The sequence below is a fragment of the Trichocoleus sp. DQ-U1 genome (genome assembly GCF_039961925.1).
Taxonomy (GTDB): domain Bacteria; phylum Cyanobacteriota; class Cyanobacteriia; order Cyanobacteriales; family FACHB-T130; genus FACHB-T130.
Window position 1 is genome coordinate 37,697 of record NZ_JAMPKB010000023.1, and the last position, 19,004, is coordinate 56,700.

11 protein-coding genes and 1 pseudogene are annotated in these 19,004 nt (G+C 44.1%); 5 read left to right on the forward strand and 7 right to left on the reverse strand.

Annotated features, from left to right (window positions below):
- Positions 1-63: 63 nt before the first annotated feature.
- The gene (locus NDI34_RS11965; RefSeq protein ID WP_348232760.1) at positions 64-597 is read right to left on the reverse strand and encodes a DUF3421 domain-containing protein; all 534 of its coding nucleotides are present in this window, start codon (positions 595-597) and stop codon (positions 64-66) included.
- 72 nt (positions 598-669) lie between these two features.
- On the opposite strand from NDI34_RS11965, the gene NDI34_RS11970 reads away from it, so the two are divergent.
- Both NDI34_RS11970 and mnmH read left to right on the forward strand, forming a co-directional pair.
- Complete coding sequence (locus NDI34_RS11970) at positions 670-1,851, forward strand: aldo/keto reductase (RefSeq protein ID WP_348232761.1); 1,182 nt, start codon at positions 670-672, stop codon at positions 1,849-1,851.
- Between the two features lie 106 nt (positions 1,852-1,957).
- A complete protein-coding gene (mnmH, locus tag NDI34_RS11975) occupies positions 1,958-3,136 on the forward strand; it encodes a tRNA 2-selenouridine(34) synthase MnmH (protein ID WP_348232762.1) in 1,179 nt (392 codons plus the stop codon).
- Positions 3,137-3,335: 199 nt separating this feature from the next.
- Here the strand turns inward: mnmH and NDI34_RS11980 are convergent, their stop codons facing one another.
- Complete coding sequence (locus NDI34_RS11980; RefSeq protein WP_348232763.1) at positions 3,336-4,433, reverse strand: tetratricopeptide repeat protein; 1,098 nt, start codon at positions 4,431-4,433, stop codon at positions 3,336-3,338.
- 149 nt (positions 4,434-4,582) lie between these two features.
- Here NDI34_RS11980 and NDI34_RS11985 point away from each other — a divergent pair.
- Together NDI34_RS11985 and NDI34_RS11990 are read left to right on the forward strand one after the other, a co-directional pair.
- A pseudogene (locus NDI34_RS11985) lies at positions 4,583-4,830 on the forward strand (hypothetical protein).
- Between the two features lie 181 nt (positions 4,831-5,011).
- Positions 5,012-5,632 carry a hypothetical protein gene (locus tag NDI34_RS11990; protein ID WP_190415090.1) on the forward strand — a complete coding sequence of 207 codons (621 nt, stop codon included), beginning with the start codon at positions 5,012-5,014 and terminating at the stop codon, positions 5,630-5,632.
- Between the two features lie 104 nt (positions 5,633-5,736).
- Here the strand turns inward: NDI34_RS11990 and NDI34_RS11995 are convergent, their stop codons facing one another.
- Complete coding sequence (locus NDI34_RS11995; RefSeq protein WP_190415089.1) at positions 5,737-6,195, reverse strand: YbhB/YbcL family Raf kinase inhibitor-like protein; 459 nt, start codon at positions 6,193-6,195, stop codon at positions 5,737-5,739.
- A 247-nt stretch (positions 6,196-6,442) separates the two neighbouring features.
- Complete coding sequence (locus NDI34_RS12000) at positions 6,443-6,595, reverse strand: hypothetical protein (RefSeq protein WP_348232764.1); 153 nt, start codon at positions 6,593-6,595, stop codon at positions 6,443-6,445.
- Here NDI34_RS12000 and NDI34_RS12005 point away from each other — a divergent pair.
- The gene (locus tag NDI34_RS12005; RefSeq protein WP_348232765.1) at positions 6,594-7,991 is read left to right on the forward strand and encodes a carotenoid oxygenase family protein; all 1,398 of its coding nucleotides are present in this window, start codon (positions 6,594-6,596) and stop codon (positions 7,989-7,991) included. The genes NDI34_RS12000 and NDI34_RS12005 overlap by 2 nt on opposite strands.
- A 75-nt stretch (positions 7,992-8,066) precedes the next feature.
- On the opposite strand, the gene NDI34_RS12010 is transcribed toward NDI34_RS12005, so the two are convergent.
- The 3 genes from NDI34_RS12010 to NDI34_RS12020 all read right to left on the reverse strand — a co-directional run bounded on the left by NDI34_RS12010 (position 8,067) and on the right by NDI34_RS12020 (position 18,481).
- Positions 8,067-9,821: a DUF262 domain-containing protein gene (locus tag NDI34_RS12010; protein WP_348232766.1), complete on the reverse strand. Its 1,755-nt coding sequence runs from the start codon at positions 9,819-9,821 to the stop codon at positions 8,067-8,069.
- Between the two features lie 362 nt (positions 9,822-10,183).
- Positions 10,184-15,997: an AAA family ATPase gene (locus tag NDI34_RS12015; RefSeq protein WP_348232767.1), complete on the reverse strand. Its 5,814-nt coding sequence runs from the start codon at positions 15,995-15,997 to the stop codon at positions 10,184-10,186.
- Between the two features lie 369 nt (positions 15,998-16,366).
- Positions 16,367-18,481, reverse strand: a complete 2,115-nt coding sequence (locus NDI34_RS12020) for a carotenoid oxygenase family protein (protein WP_348232768.1) — start codon at positions 18,479-18,481, stop codon at positions 16,367-16,369.
- Positions 18,482-19,004 lie beyond the last annotated feature (523 nt).

Below are 19,004 nucleotides of genomic sequence, written 5' to 3' on the forward strand. Positions count from 1 at the left end.
GGTTTCCGGGGTTTTTGGGTTTACGTGCAACTGTAGCGATCGCACCAGCTTAAACTCGGATTTTTAACGATTTCTCCTAAGCACGGCTACCTGATAGTTGCGCTTGAGAATTTCCTGTCCTCCCCAACTGATATTGCAATTGCTAGCGACAATTTTTCCGGGATGAACGCCTTTATTGTGAGATGCCCGACAGATAAATAGATCTCGATCTGCTTCTATCCCACCCGCGATCGCTCCCGCTGGCACCCGTCCGTTCGATGCTTCTATCCAAACAATCCGAACGTTTCGCGGCGCGGTTAAAACTTCATAGAAAGGGGCGAGAATTTCCTCTCCTCCCCAACCAAAATTACAATTGTTGGCAACAACTTTTCCCGGATGCACGCCACCGTTATATTCGGCGCGACAGATGTACAAACGACGCCCCGATTCAGACCCACCAATCACGGCATTGGGGGGGATGTCTCCATTCGATGCACCTACCCAATTTAAGGCTTCAGAACCAGAGTTATTCTGAGCCAGAATCGCAGAACTCGATGTCAGAAGCAAGGTAGCTGGTAAAAAAGATAGCAAGGTAGCACGAACAACGTTTGCAAGCATCGTCAATTACCCTAAAAATAGTTGTGCTTAACTACAAGCACAATTCAGCAGTTTTCTTATGTATTTAGAAAGATGCAGTATCGGCGATTTGGGCGTACAGAATTACAAATGCCCGTGTTTTCTTGTGGGGGGATGCGCTATCAGTTTAAGTGGCAGGATGTCCCCGGATGGAGAATTCCTCGCGATAATCAACGGAATGTAGAAGCAACGATTCGCCGAGCCTTAGAAGTCGGAATCAATCATATTGAAACTGCTCGTGGCTACGGCACCTCTGAGATGCAGTTAGGGCGAATTTTGCCGACTTTTCCCCGCGAAAAACTGATTGTCCAGACGAAAATCAGCCCTAAAGCGGACGCTAAAGAATTTCGCCAAGAATTTGAGAAGTCCCTAGCTTACTTAAAGCTAGATTACGTTGATTTGCTGTCGCTACACGGTGTCAATACCGATGAGTTGCTGCACGACAGCATTAAACCGGGCGGCTGTTTGGAGGTAGCGCGACAGCTACAAGAGCAAGGCAAAGTTCGGTTTATTGGCTTCTCGACGCACGGGCCAAGTGATGTAATTGTGAAGGCGATTGAGACGAACCAGTTTGACTACGTTAACCTGCACTGGTACTACATCAATCAATTCAACTGGTCTGCCATTGAGGCAGCTTCTCGGCACGATATGGGCGTTTTTATTATCAGTCCTTCAGAGAAAGGAGGAATGCTGTTTAAACCGCCACAAAAATTGGTGGATTTGTGCTATCCCCTCAGCCCAATCGTGTTTAACGATTTGTTCTGCCTGAGTCATCCGCAGGTGCATACTCTTAGTGTGGGGGCGTCACGACCAGAGGACTTTGACGAACACTTGAAGACCTTGCCGCTGTTAGAGAATTCAGAGGCGGTTTTGTTGCCAATTCTGCATCGTTTAGAGAAAGAAGCGATCGCTACCTTAGGAGAAGACTGGGTAAAAACCTGGCACGTTGGCTTACCAAAGCCAGAAGCAACGCCGGGGGGACTAAATATACAAGTGATTTTGTGGCTGAGAAATCTAGCGATCGCCTACGATATGATCGAGTACGCTAAAATGCGCTACAACCTGCTGGGCAACGCCAGCCACTGGTTTCCAGGAGCCAAAGCGGATCGGGTTCGAGAACTAGACCTCCGCCAATGTCTTACCCATAGTCCCCACGCCGACAAAATTCCCGCATTGCTGGAAGAAACTGACCGACTGCTAGGCGGTCAAACCCTCAAACGCTTATCCCAAACCTAAAATGGTATGAGTTGAGGTAATGGCTAATCAAAGAGTGGCTAATCGAAAAGTGGCTCTTGAACAATCCTTCAATTAGCCATCAGCAATTAGCCATTCATATTTAACAATGCCGCGATCGCCCAATTATACTCAGCTATCTGAGACAGAAACTTACAGCGAAATTATTGATGTCCGCTCACCCAGCGAATTCGCTGAAGATCGGATACCCGGTGCCATTAACCTGCCCGTTTTGGATGACGAGGAACGCGCTAAAGTCGGGACGCTCTATAAACAAGTTTGTCCTTTCACTGCCCGTAAACTAGGAGCGACCTTAGTTGCTCAAAATATTTCCCGTCACCTCACCCATCACTTTGCTGAAAAAGACAAAGACTATCATCCCCTCGTGTACTGCTGGCGGGGAGGACAACGTTCTAACAGTTTGGCAACCGTTTTGAGTCAAATTGGTTGGCAAGTCACTGTCCTCGAAGGTGGCTACAAAACCTATCGTTCCTTGGTACGCGAGCAACTGCAAGCCCTTCCAGAACGCTTTAACTTCCGGATATTATCTGGAATGACTGGTAGCGGTAAAACCCACATTTTGCGCCGTCTGGCTGAGTTTGGCATTCAGGTGCTGGATCTGGAAGGTTTGGCAAACCATCGCGGTTCTCTCCTGGGTGAAGAGTGGGAGAGTGGGAGTGGCGCTGAGGAGCAGCTTGTAGAAACAAGGGCGATCGCATCTGGAGCTGAGGGACAATTACCAAAAACCCATCCCCAGCCTCAGCCATCCCAAAAACACTTTGAATCCCTGCTACTGCAACAGTTGCAAAGCCTCGATCCCAACTTTCCCGTATGGGTGGAAGCGGAGAGTAATAAAATTGGGCGCATTTATGTGCCCCCATCTCTCTGGCAACAGATGAAACAAGCGGGTTGTGTAGAAATTGAGATGCCTGTAGAAGCTAGAATTCAGTGGCTTTTGCAGGAATATCCTCACTTAATGGCCCACCCGGAAGTTTTAAAAGCGAAGTTGCACAGACTGAAATCTCGCTATGGCTGGGAAAAACTCCAAGAATGGTACCAGCTGATTGATACCCAACAGTGGGAAAGATTGGTGAGAGACTTGCTAGAGTGCCACTACGATCCGAGCTACAACCATGCTATCCGTCGCTGCTTTCCCAATTTAGAGCGGGTGGTTTCCCTGGCGGATTTATCGGATGCGAGTGTTGATGCTTTGGTCAAAATTTTAGATTTAAGCGCAAGTTCTACGAGCGAACAACCAAAATCTATCCGTTGCTCAACCCCAGCCTAATCATCCAAAATCTAAAGTCGAAAATCAAAATTGAAAATACGGAAGCCCCATTAGATGCTCTAAATTGTTCTAACATCAATGGGGCTGAGGACGCAGTTAGGAGGTATCTTGCAGTCCAACTTATCCGCAGAAATTTCCACAAGCCGAGACTCTTAATAAGTTTTTAAGAAACTATCCATCAGTTATTCGCCATTTGCCCTTAGCCTTTGTCTTTTTGAAGCTCTCTAAGGGCGGAAGTCGCTCTCTGAGAGCCTTCCTTCTGACCTTGACGCTGGTAAAGGTCGCGGGCTTGCTCAAAAGCTGCGATCGCTTCCGGTACCCTTTCTCGCTTTCTCAACGCCACTCCCAGATTGTAGTAAGCTTGGGCATTTTCCGGCGACATTTCTACCAGCCGCCGATAGGCAACAATTGCCATGAGGTAATCCTGCTGCTTCAGCAAAATATCAGCGATCGCTGTCTGAGCTTCCACGAGATCGGGTTTGATCTTCACTGCCTGTTGATAAGCCTTTAAGGCATCATCCAGATTATTCCCGGTTTGCAAAATTTTGCCAATTTGGAGGCTAATCTGAGCATTGCGAGGTTCAATCTTGGCTGCCCGTTCTAAAGCCGCCATCCCAGCCGTGACGTTGCCTTGCTTCATGTAGGCGTCTCCCAAGTTCAACTGCACGCCGCTGTCATTTGGGGCGAGAGCAACAGCCTGTTGGAGCGCTTGAATCGCTTCTGCGGGACGCCCCTGCTTCAGGAAGGCGGAGCCGATAAATTCATAAGCTTGTAGATTTTTCGGATCGAGCTGGAGGGCAGTTTCATAAGCTTGCATTGCGCCTTGATAATCTTTTAGACGCTGTAATACCACCCCTAATCCTAGATAGGCATTCAGGTTCTTGTTGTCGATCTGGGCAGCACGCTGGTAGGCGGCTGCGGCACTGGCATTGTCTCCAAGATTCGCGAGAGCGTACCCCAATGCATACTGAAAATCAGCATTCTTCGGTTCGAGGGTGACAGCCTGTTGATAAGCTTTAGCGGCTTCTCGGTAGTTGCCCTGAACTGCTTGTAAATAGCCGATGGCGGAGAAGATACGGGCATTTTCGCGATCGAGAGCCGCAGCTTGTTGATAAATTGTCAAGGCTCTGGCAATATCTCCCGTATCCACCAACTTACGCCCCTGCCGCAGCAGTTCGCTCACCTGCTGTTGGTTGCCTTGAGCTACCAGTGGAGCCGCTTGGACAACTGGCATTTTGATGGTAGCGATCGCTGGCACCAACAAGAGACTAGCTACTAATAAAGTCTGTTTTTGCACGGTCGATTTATCTTGAGTTTCTACAATGGCTCAGTGTTTCTATTCCGGAAGCATGAATCCAGAATGGCTAAACACAGCAGAGGGATGAGCTTTACCTCGTCTACACCCCTAATTTGCCTAAAAAGAAATTTTGACGAGGACAGTTAACGATTGTAACAACAACTGATGTCGTTCACAAAGCTGTGTTAAGAGCGTATTTAGCAATTATCACCGCTGAAGGCGTCTCGGCTAGTCGTGACCTGTGGTTTTTTTGGCTGGGGTTGGGGATATTATCGGCTGACGGAATGGCAGTTATATATCTGTAGTTTTTGAGCAGAACGGGGTGTGATAGCAGAGTGACCAGCCTGGCTTTTTATTGCTCATTACTGTCACGGAAACAGCCGTAAAGCTCTACTAATTTATTAATAATTGCGATCGCGCTTTTCACTTATATAGAACACATATTTCTATCGATAGATATCCTGATTATTCCTACTGATAGATATACCCAGAAAAATACCAGTATAAAGTATAACTCAAGGGTGAAAGTTAGAAGAAAGTAGCTCTATAAAAAATAGAAACAGGAAGAGCGGTGAGCAATGTCATACACAAATCGAGAAGACAGGGTTGTTATTGAGCCAACTGCTGGCAATCAAATTGTTGAGTACCACGATCGTGTAAGGTGGGGTCCCATTTTTGCCGGTATTGTTACTGCTTTAGCTACTCAGCTAATTCTGAGTGCTTTAGGAGCCGCAATTGGTGCTACTAATATTTCCGGTTCCGGCGCACCTAGAACCTATGCCGATGATGTTGGCAGAGCGGTCGGAATTTGGTCTATTATCTCTTTGTTTATTTCCCTTTTGGTGGGTAGTTGGGTAGCAGCCCGTGCCAGTGGTCCGATGAACCGGAATACAGCAATGTTAAATGGAGCCATTCTTTGGGCGACAACTTTGGCATTGAGTTCCTGGTTGTTGGCAAGTGGAATCTCAGGCGCATTCGGTATTGTAGGTGCGAATGCTGGGGAAATCGTCAATCAAGCGCAACAAGGTGCAGTGAACGTACCCAACGACGCGCCGAATGTAACGGCTCAGCAAACTCGTGATATTGCGGGTGCCACAGCGAAGGCAGGTTGGTCGTTTACAATTGGTTCTCTGCTAGGTTTAGCAGCATCGCTGATTGGCTCATCTATGGGTGCCCGGACTCCTCGGCATCACACATAAGAATTGATGACTCAAAATCAAATTTGCAGGCTTATTTTAGCCACCAGTAAAAACACCTTTGAAAAGGTGTTTTTTTTGTAGATTAATTGTGAACTGCCGCAAGATTATCTCTGGCGACTGTAGCGTCCAATGAGTTCTGCTGCTGCCAGAATATGACCATTCATTGCCGCTTCTACCTTGTTTTTAGTGGCACCCGCTGCTAAATCTAACAGTCGATCGAGTGCGTAGAGTTTGAAAAAGTACCGATGCGTACCACTAGGCGGGCAAGGGCCACCATAACCTAAATTGCCAAAATCATTTTTACCTTGGACGCCCCCCTCAGCGAGGTTTGCTTCGCTGGGAATGCCGCCAGGTAGATGGCGAATTTCAGGTGGGAGATCGTAGAGAACCCAATGGACAAAAATGTCTCCAGGCGCATCCGGATCGTCAACGATTAAAGCAAGGCTCTGAGTACCCTCTGGCGGGGAATTCCAGCTAAGAGAGGGAGAAATATTTGCGCCGTCGCAGGTGTATTTAGACGGAATTACACTGTTTTCAGTAAAAGCCGTACTCTCAAGTTTCATCGTCTTTAGTGCCAGAGATTGACGATTGATAGGGGTGATTGGCGAATCGTTCTTACTTGCAGAACTCTAAGCGCTTGGCGGTAGTCCTGCTAATGCCAGTAGATTAGCGTTTTGGCACAGGGTAATTCTTCAACCAATAGGCTTAGCTACAGAAATATTTTGCGATTTACTGGTAGTCAATCACGATGGCTTTAGATGGTTTAGGGTAAAAGTTGTTCGTATTCATCCATTCCATATAGAGATAGAACTAGAGGGGGATGCGATCGCATCCTCCTCTAAACTTTGCTCGCTCCACCCCAACCACTTCATCTGGCTTGTTCCACAACCATAGTGTGAGACGCGATCGCGTTCGCTCAATCAAAATAAATATAGATAAGACAATCGATTCAGCACAACGCATGACCACAACCGCAGTCAATCCCTATCTAGATGGCAACTTTGCGCCAGTACGGGAAGAAATCGCACCCACCAACTTGAAAGTAATCGGCGAACTACCCCCCGATTTATCCGGGATGTTTGTGCGGAATGGCCCCAATCCTCAATTCCAACCTATCGGCAACTATCACTGGTTTGATGGGGATGGAATGCTGCACGGAGTGCGAATAAATAACGGCAAAGCTCAATATCGCAACTGTTATATCCGGACGCGGGGATTTAATATTGAACGCGAAGCGGGTAAGGCGATTTGGACGGGTTTGATGGAACCGTCACGAGGTAACAATCCCTACAATTTCCCTAAAAATACCGCTAACACGGCTCTAGTGTGGCACGATGGGCGGCTGCTAGCGCTTTGGGAAGGAGGCGAACCTCACGCGATCGAAGTTCCCAGTTTAGAGACATCAGGTGCTTACACGTATAATAGCAAGCTGGTTTCTGCCTTTACCGCTCATCCCAAGGTAGACGCTGAAACGGGGGAGATGATGTTTTTTGGCTACTCGTTTGCCCCACCGTACCTAAAATACAGCGTCGTTTCAGCGAAGGGTGAGCTGTTGCGAACCGTTCCCATCGACTTGCCGATGGGGGTGATGATGCACGATTTTGCCATCACCGAACACTACACAATCTTTATGGATCTGCCGCTAACTTTCAGCATGGCACGAATGCAGCAGGGTAAACCACCATTGATGTTTGAGCGCGATCGCCCTAGTCGTTTCGGCATTGTCCCCCGTCATGGCGATAACAGCAACATCCGCTGGTTTGAAAGTCCCCCCTGCTACGTCTTCCATACTCTCAATGCCTACGAGGAGGGAGATGAAGTGGTGCTTGTCGCTTGTCGCATGAGTTCCACCAGTGTTTTAACGACTGATATGACCCCCGGCGAAAATGAGGGAGACGCTGGCCGTTTGTACCAATGGCGCTTTAACCTCAGCACGGGTACGGTAAAAGAGGAGATGCTGGATGATGCGCCATCGGATTTCCCCCGCCTGAACGAACAGCGAATGGGACGACCGATGCGCTACGGTTATACGGCAAAGATGGCAAATAATCCGATGCCTCTATTTGAAGGGGTCATCAAGTATGACTTTAAGAATGGTAAGTCCGAAACTCACGAATTCGGACGGGGACGCTATGGTGGCGAAGCGGTATTTGTTCCTCGTCCCGATGCGACTGCTGAGGATAACGGTTGGCTAATGACTTTTGTCCACGATGATGAAGCAGACACTTCGGAACTGGTGGTCGTAAATGCCCAAGACGTGACATCTGAACCAGTGGCGCGTGTCCTCATCCCCCAGCGGGTGCCTTACGGTTTCCACGGGGCATGGGTTTCTGAGGAACAGTTAAGCGCTTCTGTCTAATTTGTGGTGAGATGCGATCGCATTCTTGAAATCGTCAAAGATGCGATCGCCCATTGTCCTGTTCGCACTCAAACTCTAATTTTCTATCTCTTTAGCCGCCTCCCGCAGAATCGGCTTACCCATTGCCTTCTCAATCCGATCTAAAAGTGCATTTTTTCTAGCTTGGAAGAAGGCATCAAAATTATCTGTGCGTAAACTAGCTGGATCTATAACGTGCGATCGCAAAATCTCATTCAGATTGTCTTCTAAGATGTCGGATTTCTTCTCAATATCGGTTAAGTAGATGCTTGGTGCTTTACCTCCAATCATCTTATTAGTTTTGGCTGAAAGTGGGGTTTTGTTGATCGCGCAGTCGTAAACCTCGGCTGCAATGCCGTTGTGGTGGCACCAGTGTCGCGGAAAAATGTGATGGATATCAATAGATTCATTAAACTCCATCAGAGTGTCAATGGGATAACTTGTAAAGAAGTCGCAACCACCATCCCTCAACAATAAAGCAGATAAGCCTTTATAAGCAGCACTTCTGCGAGTATAGAGACTCAAAAGACGGTCAGGAGCAAAGTTAGCATCTCTGATTGTGTCAGGTTCAGCACCACAACCATTAATCCAGTCCCGTACTTGTGGTACATCTTTTGCTAAACGACTTTCAATGGCACTATTGTAAAGTTCTCCAAAAACTCCACACCAATACCAATTAGCTAATTTTGCAATTGCTCCCGTACCAATAACGCGATCGCCAAGTGCCGCGAAGATAGCTGCAAGGGCTGTAAGCTGAGTTTGATAAGGCAGTTCGCGATCGCTAAATATCTTTTGTGTGTGGAGAAATTTTGCCGCTTGCTCGAAGCCTAAAGTAACTAAATCAGCCCATTCCTTGTATTGCTCTAAGCTCAGGTTTAGAACATCCTTGCGCTTACAGCTTACTGAGGATTTGTCAAGGGTAGCAAGTAATGTCACCGCCTGTAAAAAATCTGTGTTTTCAATATCTCTTAGTACCTGATGGATCTTCAGTGCCTTCTCTCGTGTTGCCCAATCTTCTCGGAGGTTGAACTTATCGGCTGCAAAAGTTGCTGTGACTAGCTCAAAAACAGTAAGAGATATACCACCTGTATTCATTTTTTCAAAAACTTGACATACTGCCTCTCTTGGTGTTTCCTTGTGCAGCAAAATAACTGGTACATCGTAATGCTCAAACTGCTTTACAATGTCATTATTAAATTTATTAACAAGCTTGACTTTTTCCTTTTGGTAGTCCCAGTATTCGTTATAACTGGTCATCCAATCGGAGGAGTAAAAAGTTTGCGAAATCGGGAACATTTCATTTTGGTACTCTTTTTCAGAAGTTGAGTAATCCGCCACAATTTCTTTACGAAAATTGCGGATTATCTTGTCCTCTGGAACGCTAACAATAGCTTCCTCTCGGTCAATAGTTGGGTCGAGTGCTTTGGCAATGTTAATGTAATACCATCGGTAAATTTCTTTACCTCGTGTATCTTTTGTTTTAACTGCTTTTCCTGATAGCAATGTCTGAAAAAGCGAGGTCAAGCGCTGCTGCCCATCTAGAATTAGTTCCTCTGGTTCTGTCGGATTATTCAGTGTCACTCCTTCAATCGGACGAGGTTGGAATCGCACATCAGGGTTGCCTGTTTCGAGCATCATCACTGCTCCAATTGGGTAAGAAAGTGAAATGCTGGCTAACAAGCTGCATACTTGGTCATCGTTCCAAACCCAGCTACGCTGAAAGTCTGGCAGTTGAGCTTTTCCCTCTTTAGTGCTTCGCAACAGGTCAAGTAATGGGATACTCTTGCTATCAAAGTTCTTAACTGGTGGCATATCATTTCTAGTAGTGATTGCAGCAGAGCTAATCAGAAAGCTCTATTTAAAGTATTCCCAAGAGCAAGCTCCAGCTAACAGTAACAAAAAGTTAACAAAGCACTCAGGTAGAGGTTGATGGGTTGGCGTTAGCGAAGTGTGCGCTCTCTTGTCATAGCTTTCAAAATGCGATCGCTACAGTTAAAACAACCGCAAGCTCTCAACACAGCAGTATGGTACAAAAACTACCAACCGATGCCGCGCCAGCTATCAAATGAGGAACGCTGCTGCGAGAACGAGAAATTAATCCCGAAGAGTTGTAAAGCGCGATCGCTCTGTTGATATTGCATCCTGGATATTCCGACAAACTGCATTGGCAATGGTTACTGACTTATCGGCATCTCAATGATAAATTCAGTACCAAGACCTGAAGAAGAAACACAACTGAGCTTTCCATTATGTTTGTCTACCACGATCTGGTAGCTAATGGATAATCCCAAACCAGTACCAGAACCTACAGGCTTGGTCGTAAAAAATGGGTCAAATATTTTCTTTTTTACATCCTCAGTCATTCCCGATCCATTGTCAGCAATTCTAATTCTGACTGAATTAGAAGAAGCCATTTCTGTGTAAATACTAATAGTAGGCTTTTTATCAGATACTTCTCCAGAGTTTCTTATTTCCTCTAAAGCATCGATTGCATTACTTAGAAGATTCATAAATACCTGATTTAGCTCAGAAGCGTAACAAAAAATTCGTGGCAGTTGACCGTAATTTTTGATTACTTCAATACCAGAATGCAAACTATCTTTCTTGAGCCGATGCTGCAAAATCAGCAAAGTAGATTCGATGCCCTCATGGATATCAACTGGTTTCATTTCAGCTTGATCCAGCCGTGAAAAATTCCGCAAGCTAAGGACAATATCTCTGATGCGCTCTGCCCCTACTTTCATGGAATCAAAAAGTTTTTGCAAGTCTTCTACCACAAAATCCAACTCGATTTCTGACATCGCCTTCTGAATCGCAGGTGTAGGATTTTGATACTCCTGCTGATAGACGCCAATCAAAGCAAGCAGGTCTTGGATATAGTTATTGGCATAGTCAATATTGCCATAGATAAAGTTGACAGGGTTATTAATTTCGTGAGCAATTCCAGCAATCATCTGTCCCAAACTAGACATCTTTTCAGTTTGAATGAGTTGGGATTGAGTTTGTTGTAGTTCGCGTAAAGTCAATTCTAACTTTTTCGCTTGTTCTCTCAATTGTGCTTCTGATTGTTGTTGTGCCAACTCGGCTAGCTTGCGGTCGGTAATATCCAGTGCTGTCCCTAATAACTTAGTCACCTTACCAGAAGCATTGCAAGTAGGTTCCCCCTTGACAAAAATATATCTAATAGAACTATCTGGGCGAAAGATTCTCAACTCCAACTCATAAGCCTTCCCTCTTTCAATCGCTAGGTCTACTGATTTTAACCATAAGTCAACGTCATCTGGATGAATCAGGTTTTCATGTTCCCTGAAAGTGGGTTCAGGTTGTTCGGGGTGGAGACCAAAAATCCGGAATAGTTCATCGCTCCAATTAACTTCTTGCGTTTCTATATCAAATTGCCAGCTACCCAGATGTGCCAGTCTCTGAGCTTCTGCAAGCCTAGCTTCTTTGAGTTTTAATTCTCGCGTGCGCTCCTGTACTCGGTGTTCCAAAGTACGCGAATAATCTTCTAGTTGCTCGTTAGCTGTAGCTAAATTAGTGTAAAGTAGAGCATTTTCTAGAGAAATAGCCGCTTGAGAAGATAGCAGCTTTAGGACTTCCATTCGATTAGGAGTAAATGCCCCAACCGTTAAATTATTTTCCAGGTAAAGAATAGCAATCAGCCTACCGCTATTAATGATAGGAATACATAGGACTGATTTCAATTCCCGCTTTTGAATATAGATGTCATTCGTAAATCTCCCCTCCCAAGCTGCATTTTCTAAAACTACATCAGAACGAGTTCTCGCTACATAATTGATTACCGTTACGGGTAAATCTTGGCTAGTTTCCATTGGAATAGATTGCTGCACAACTACTTCTAATAAATCCATTGAGGCAGCAGCTTCGATCAACAATTTTCCATTTTTCGGTAAGACGAGAAAACCTTTTATCGCTCCAGCATTTTCAATAGATACTTTCATTAAGGAAGCGAGCAACTTATCCAGCACAATTTCTCCAGAAATCGCCAGAGATGCTTTCATCACTGTGGCTAAATCCAGCACTGAAACTTCACCACTAGTAGTCATTTTTGATGTTGTGGCAGTATCTTCACTCGAATTCGGCTCTGTTGATTGCATCTGGGAAATTAAGTATGGATACTCTATTTCCAACTCTTTAACTTTGGCGGTTGCTCCCCAACGAACATAGCCATAATATGCTTCACTCATATGATCTCTAGCGATTTTCTCTCTTCCCAGAGTTAGATAGAATTCAGCCGCCCGCTCATAAGCTAGCGCTTCTTCTTGGATATATCCCTGAATTCTTGCTCCATTTATCGCTCGGTCATAATACTCCATTGCTTTGAGCGTTTGACCTGAAACTCGGTAAATCTCTGCCTGTATTAACTCATACTTATGTTGAGAATTTGTAGGGGCATGAGTTGCCCATTGCTGCATTTTTTCCTGATTCTTCGCCACAATAGCCATGTATTCCTGTTGCTCTGTGGCTGTAAGGTTAGGGTACTGGGCAAGGAGGGCTAAAGAATAGTAGAGATTATATTCAACAAATACTATTAGGGCTGTGATAGGTTGAGTATGCTGCGATGCTGCTCTAGCATTTTCAATTGCTTTATCGTAATCTTTAAACAAATAAGCCAGCATCAATTTATAAAAATATACAGCAAATACAGATTGTAAATTATTAGTTTCAAATAAATGGGGTAGCATTTCTGCTTCATTGAAATATTTACCAGATAGACAAGATTTTTTAGATGAGTCGTCAGTTAAATTAGAAACAACTTGCCCACCTATGCTGGCATAGTAAAGCTGAAATTCTTTTTTAAACTTGCCGATCATTTCAATATAGTTAGCTTGTTTTTGCGTAACATTTTCTAGATATTCGCCAGCTAGAAATGAATGTTCGCAGTAGAATAGAGCCGAATGACAAGCAAATTCTATATCACCGACTTCTAGCCCACTTTGAATTGATTGTCGCAATAATTCTATTGTTTCTTTAATATGTTCCTTCCAATGTAGAATACAAGCACAATAGCTACTGTAGATTTTTGATTTAATTTCTTTGGCATAAAGCTTATCTAATAGATGAAAAGCTAGTTTGCCAAATTTATATCCGGAATCAATATCTGCCATTGGCCCGCACAAAAGCAAGCCATAAGTGCTATAGCCATAGATAGCTAGGGAAGAATTCCCATATTGGCTACACAGCTTGACCATTGTGTAGACAATTGGTAACGCGATCGCGCTACTTGAAATAAAGGCAGGGGGAGAAATTGTTATCAAAATCTTCATAGCTGCCATTTTATAAGGATCGGTCATTTCTGGAAGGTTATAACAGTCTTCTATATTTAGGTGTGGCGAAGGTTCTTGTTCTAAGGGCACTTCCAACATTTCCAAAACTTGCTGACCGAGTTCTATGGCTGCTGGCAACTGATTTTGGGCAATATGATATTGAATTTTTATTTCATTAATCTTCACTCTATCTAATAGAGTTTTTGCATTTTGAAGTGCTACTTCAGCTAGTATTTTTGATTGTTCAAAATTCGTGTTGAGGTATTCTGCTTCTGCTGCTGATACATAGAGTTTATTTGTCAGCTCGTAGTTGCAAACCCAACTGTCTGCTGCCAAGAGTCCCAAACCGATCTTGAGATAATTGACGGCTGCTTGATAAGCGGTCGCTGTACTAGCTTTCTGACCAGCAATGAGATTAAAATGAGCCAGGTCATCTCTTTGGGATTGACAGTTTAGTAATTCAGTACCAAAATTTAATTGGTTAACCAGAGCAAAAATATTTTCTTCTCTTTCTTCAGAAGAAGTATTTTCTAGCAGTAGTTGACCAATTTTTAGGTGAGTGGCTTTTTTCTCAAGGTCGGGTATAAGAGAATAGGCTGCTTGTTGCACCCGGTCATGTAAAAACTTATAGCTAATCTTTATATCATCAAGAACCAAAGTTCCCTGTTGTAACTGGTCAAAAGATAATGGAATTTTGTAAGCATCGCTTAGAGGCAAAATCAAACCTGTTTGAAGTGCATCCCACAAGTCTGTTGCTGTAGCTGATTGAGTTTTTTCATTCACGATTGCCAAAACATCTAAATTAAACTGGTTGCCAATACAAGCAGCCAGTTTTAAGACTTGCTGTGTTGCATGGGGTAACTTTTGAATATTTCTGGCAATCAATTCAACAATGTTACAATCTGTAATTCCAACTGCTTGAATTTCTTCTATATCCCACTGCCATCTACCTTGGCTGAAGTTATAAATTAGCAGTTTTTCGGCGTATAAAGTTTTTATTAATTGGGTCAAGAAGAAAGGATTGCCTTGAGTTTTATTAAAAAGGAGAGACGCGAGATTTTGTGCCTCTCCTCGCTCTGTACATACATTTTCATGAAAAGTATCTGCAACTAACAAGCTGACGCAATCGCTATCTAAAGGTCGAAGAGTGATATTATTCACTACAGCGCCTAGAACCTGTATTTTCTCAATCGCTTGGATTAACGGATGCGTTGGACTAACTTCGTTATCCCGGAATGCTCCAATTGTTAATAGATGCTGGCTATCTGGGTCAGTTACTAACAGTTCAATTAACTTAAGCGATGCAGAATCAGCCCACTGTAAGTCATCTAAGAATAAGACTAGCGGGTGTTCTTTTTGGCAAAAAACCCGGATAAATTGTTGAAACACTCGATTAAATCGGTTTTGTGCTTCAGATGGTCCTAATTGTGTTAGTTCTGGTTGTTCGCCAACAATCAGTTCTACTTCGGGAATGACATCGATAATTACCTGACCATTTTCTCCCAAAGCCGCTTTAAGCTTTTCTTTCCAAATGTCTATCTGTTCCGAACTTTCAGTTAACAGTTGTCGCATCAATTCAGAAAAAGCTTGAATTAAAGCAGCATAAGGAATGTTTCGCTTGAACTGGTCAAACTTGCCATTAATAAAATATCCTCGTACTCCCACAATTGGTTTATGGACTTCATTCACTACACTTGTCTTACCAATTCCTGAGTAACCACTTACCAGCATCATCTCAGCTGCTCCAAGGCTAACTCGCCCGAAAGCATCCATTAAGGTGGCTACTTCGGTTTCGCGTCCGTAGAGTTTTTGCGGGATTAGCAGAAGGCTGGCGCGATCGCGCTGACCGCAGATAAAATCTTCAATTTCTCCTGTTGTTTCAAGCTGAATTAAACAATTTTCGAGGTCAAATTTTAGACCAGCAGCGCTTTGGTATCTGTCTTCAGCTGTCTTGGTAAGTAACTTCATCACGATCTCAGAAACAGCGAGAGGAATTTCTGGCACCAACACATGAGGAGGGATTGGTTGTTTGGCAATATGACAGTGAACTAATTCCATCGCGTCGGTTGTTTCAAATGGCAGTTTCCCCACGAGCATTTCATAAAGAGTTACACCCAAAGAATAAAAGTCGGTACGGTAGTCAATAGAACGATTCATCCGACCCGTTTGCTCTGGTGACATATAGGCAAGCGTGCCTTCGATCAAATTGGGACTGCTGATTGTTTGGTTCTCTAGGGATAGACGGGATGCAATGCTAAAATCAATAATTTTAACTTCCCCTGTTTCTTGATTAAAAATGATGTTATGTGGCTTAATATCTTTATGAATAATATTGTGAGAATGGAGTTCTCCAATAATTTCTGAAACCTGAACTGCTATCTTAAGAACAATTTTAAAATTTATAGGTTTTTCGGCAATAACTTTATCAAGCGATTCTCCCCCAGAATCTTCTAAAACTAGCGCAAATCCATTCTTATGATTCTCCAGCCCTAGGGTTTTCACAACTCCCTTAGCATTTAAAGCTTTAATAATTTCATATTCATTTTTTATCCTGGCAATATCTTTCGGACTTGGATAATTATTTTTAATTAATTTGAATACAAGCGATTTTTTATCCTGATGCCTTTTTCCTTGATAAACAACAGTTCTTGTACCTTCGTAGATTTTATTTGTAATTTCGTATCCTGATATTAAGACCATCACTTTTACCCTTCTTGTTTAAAAAGTCAAAGAAATCTAAAATTTCTACTAATTCATTCTTTTAATGCTACATCTACTATTGCGATCGCCTAGCGGCGCGGATGCGCGCTTCGGATGCTGTGATGATTCGGCTGTTCCCGAATCGCCGCCCTTACAAGCCGCTGTAGAGGCACTAGAGAGCGCTATTGCAGACATACAGTGAAATGGTATTTGCAAAACTGCTTTTAAACAAAAAAATACCTCACTGTTAATCTTATATACCAAAAATCTATCCCAAGATAGATACAGACGCGACGTATCGCGTCTGTATGAGAAGTTACTACCTTAAAAGATTTTCCGATACACAGTGATGCGTATCCTGGGCTTCACTCAACAGGCAGATCGCGGAGTTGGCTCAAAATGGGGATATACCTCAGTTTCAAATAGGTCCTGGATTTCTTGAGACTTTTGCTTCACTAAGTTCTTGTAATCCTGACGCACAGGGATGTTGTACGTGGCTGTGCGGGGGGCGATTTTTTCCAACCACGCTGTGTGAATCGTCAAGCTAAACTTCAGTGAAGGATGGCTCAATCTACACCGGGGACCATCCTCCAGATTTTGAGCATCGAAAATCCAAATTTCGTTGCCGTCTGGCGTGAAAACGGTGCAAACAATGTAACCATCGGTTGAACTGTCTTCTGAACTCTCTTCGCCGTTGCGGCGTGGCATAAACTGGGGTGAACTGACAATATAGCCACCAGGGAACTGATAGCGATCGCCAATCTTGAGCGACTCCTCCGACGAGGTGTTTAACCGGAACAAAGAAGCGGGTATACCAGCCTCTGCAAGGCGAAGCATCTCCGTCCGCGGTACTACCCGGTACTTATAGTCTTTGTACAGGTCGAAGACAAACTGCGTCAGCAACTGCTTCCATAGCCCAAAAGAGATCCAGTAAAGATTATCCAGATGTTTCGGAGGCTTGCCATCAGGCAAGAGACTGCGATAAGCATAGAGTCCAACGCCCCAGGTACACTCAGCATCCGAGATTACCTTCGACTCCAGAATTTGACCGCTTTCTCCATCAATTACATAGCGTCCCATCCGGCTGATGTCCATCTCAGTGTGTTGCATCCCACACAGGCAAGATGGGACAGAAATCTTAGGGTTGTAGGCAGATACATCATACTCGCGGAGCCATTCAGATACATCCCAAGCACAAATATGAGATGCGTGGAGGGTAATGCGTCCATCTGGATTCGCATAATCCAGGAGAAAATGAGCCGCTTCCAGGGGAATCACAACCCGTCGTGCGACCACTTCAACTTCTTGCTGACTGCACGCTGGGCGCTGTCCCGCTTTCAAGTCAGCGCGGCGCACAATGTACACCACAGAATCCGCTAACTCTCGAAGTGTAAGTAAGTCTCTGATGAGTCTTTTGGTTGCCTTACTTTTGGGGATAGGGTTACTGAGCAACTGCTCTACCCCAGTCGTGAAGGCTGTGTCCATTAGCACCAGATAATCTTCTGTCAACCCAATCTGATGGATAGTTTGCTTAATCTTGACGGGGGTTCTATCTGGTAATACCAGCTTCCAGCGCTCTAAGTTGTTTACACCATTCCAGCGGATCAAATAGACGAAATCTTTAAATTCTATGTTGGTAGTTCTCTCAAGCAACCTCATATAAAATTCCAAGATATTTTGAGAGATATTGGAGAATGTCTTGAGAAAATCTTGCACAAAGTCTTGTGCTTCGATAAACCGGGCAAGTTCTTTGAGGAGTTCCTCGATTTGTTCTGGAAGTTCATCCAAATCGTAAATTAAGGGAATGGTTTGGAGAATATTCGCTACTGATTTGCCGTAATTGACCGTAAACATTTCGCTTTTATCAGGGTCAAAAACCGGATGTGCGGTACTCAAAACGGGTGGAAAGGGAAACTTTAAGGAAGTTTCGGATTGCCACTCTGTATTAGCTCCGATCGGAGTTACAACCTCCAGCGTTTCGGTATCAATTTCGTAGGGACGACCAGCATCATAGGTTACTAGCAGACGCTCGTTGGCATCGTCTCGAAATTTAATGGGCAGAAAAGCTGTATTCAACTCGTTGCGGAAGCCAAGAGAAAGAGAAAATCGCGAAATGCCATGATTGCGAAATTGATACTTGACATACTCGCTGCCAGGTCGGGTCGCCTTATCAGCGTAGTAACAGGGCGGCTTAACCAGCCGTGTTTTCAACCCCACTTCACCTTGGCGATCGAAGTCAAGCCGATAAATCATCCCATCGCCACCTAAAAGGGAAGTTCCGTCAGCATCTGGAGCATCTCCGGAGTTGACAGAGCCTACTGGCGCAACGATAAAAACGTGACCCTGTAAATCATCTGGTAACTCTCCATGAATCTGCATTTTGATGTCGCTGAGTTCGTAGCGATTTGCCGTCATTATTGACTCTGGAACTGGCGGACAACAGCCGGGTACAGATGAGATTGAGTCAAGAATTGGTTCTTTCATGTTATGGCTGCCTAGGTCTCTATTGAAGGAAGTAAAATACTCAAGAAATTGCTGAAAGTAATCCATTAACAAACTTACGCAATGTGAAACTTCTTCTTAGCCCTCCTAAAAAGTAGGGTTAGGGGAGTGCAAACGTAATACCATTAGGGCTTATCGATGCAAAATTGAATTGTTGTAACTGCCTAAATGCAAGGCTTTCACAATTCAAATTTAAAATCTCAAATGGTATAAACTGTACCAATTTAGATTCTCCTTAAAAAAGAAGAGTTCTAATCTCTAAAGCTGTACATTGCGTAAAGTTGACTCCTTTGAAACTGTCTGGCTTTTTGCACAGCCGTTTCAGCATCGGAGATTATCCAATTTGCTCATCAAACTGTATATCTAGGCTGTGTTGAATCCGAGCGTTTTCAAAGCGATAAAGAAACTCCTCTGTAGATAACTGATATTTACCTACAAATTCCTAGAGTCATTTTCCGTTCGCTGGATATTATTTTTAAGCGATTCTCATACCCAGTCGCCGCGC

Coding starts and splice junctions, on each gene's coding strand:
- NDI34_RS11970 (WP_348232761.1), top strand. CDS start 670: ATGCAGTATCGGCGATTTGGGCGTACAGAATTACAAATGCCCGTGTTT.
- NDI34_RS12000 (WP_348232764.1), bottom strand. CDS start 6,595: ATGCGTTGTGCTGAATCGATTGTCTTATCTATATTTATTTTGATTGAG.
- mnmH (WP_348232762.1), top strand. CDS start 1,958: ATGCCGCGATCGCCCAATTATACTCAGCTATCTGAGACAGAAACTTAC.
- NDI34_RS12005 (WP_348232765.1), top strand. CDS start 6,594: ATGACCACAACCGCAGTCAATCCCTATCTAGATGGCAACTTTGCGCCA.
- NDI34_RS11965 (WP_348232760.1), bottom strand. CDS start 597: ATGCTTGCAAACGTTGTTCGTGCTACCTTGCTATCTTTTTTACCAGCT.
- NDI34_RS12020 (WP_348232768.1), bottom strand. CDS start 18,481: ATGAAAGAACCAATTCTTGACTCAATCTCATCTGTACCCGGCTGTTGT.
- NDI34_RS11990 (WP_190415090.1), top strand. CDS start 5,012: ATGTCATACACAAATCGAGAAGACAGGGTTGTTATTGAGCCAACTGCT.
- NDI34_RS11995 (WP_190415089.1), bottom strand. CDS start 6,195: ATGAAACTTGAGAGTACGGCTTTTACTGAAAACAGTGTAATTCCGTCT.
- NDI34_RS12010 (WP_348232766.1), bottom strand. CDS start 9,821: ATGCCACCAGTTAAGAACTTTGATAGCAAGAGTATCCCATTACTTGAC.
- NDI34_RS12015 (WP_348232767.1), bottom strand. CDS start 15,997: ATGGTCTTAATATCAGGATACGAAATTACAAATAAAATCTACGAAGGT.